Origin of the sequence: Legionella sheltonii, assembly GCF_026191355.1 — a bacterium.
In the GTDB taxonomy this organism is placed as follows: Bacteria; Pseudomonadota; Gammaproteobacteria; order Legionellales; family Legionellaceae; genus Legionella; species Legionella sheltonii.
Window position 1 is genome coordinate 1 of sequence record NZ_JAPHOQ010000056.1, and the last position, 476, is coordinate 476.

Here is a 476-nt window from a genome sequence, read left to right on the forward strand (position 1 = left end):
CATCTCAGATAAATGCTCGCTTATCGCCTCGTAACTCATGCCTATCGCATAGAGGGCTAGGACTTTATTATCCAGTGACTCGTTGAGTACCGTTTGACGTTTTTTTACAAGCTCGGGTTCAAAGCTGCCATCCCTATCTCGAGGTGTTTCTAAATCAAAAACTCCAGTTGTTGATTTAATTGTTTTAGTCGTTTTGCCGTTGCGACGGTTTGAAATACCTGTCTCATGACAATCAGTCATATGAGAATCCATTTCACCTTCTAATGCCGCCTCTAATAGCTCTTTTATTAAGGGGGTCAGTATGCCGTCTTTTCCAGTGAGAGATTGGCCAGACTTTAACTGGGTCAAAGCCTCTAATTTGAACTCATTGAAATCAAAATTCGATAAATCTATTTTCTTTTTATTCATATCTACCTCTTTTAAGTGTTAAATTATAAACAAATTAAAAGAGATGACACAGTTATTTAAACACTACC

General features: G+C 37.6%; 1 protein-coding gene. It reads right to left on the minus strand.

Annotation, left to right across the window (positions count from 1 at the left end):
- Positions 1-408 (minus strand): transposase (locus tag OQJ26_RS19345; RefSeq protein ID WP_265705294.1); only part of this gene is annotated, 408 nt, incomplete at its 3' end.
- Positions 409-476: the final 68 nt, after the last annotated feature.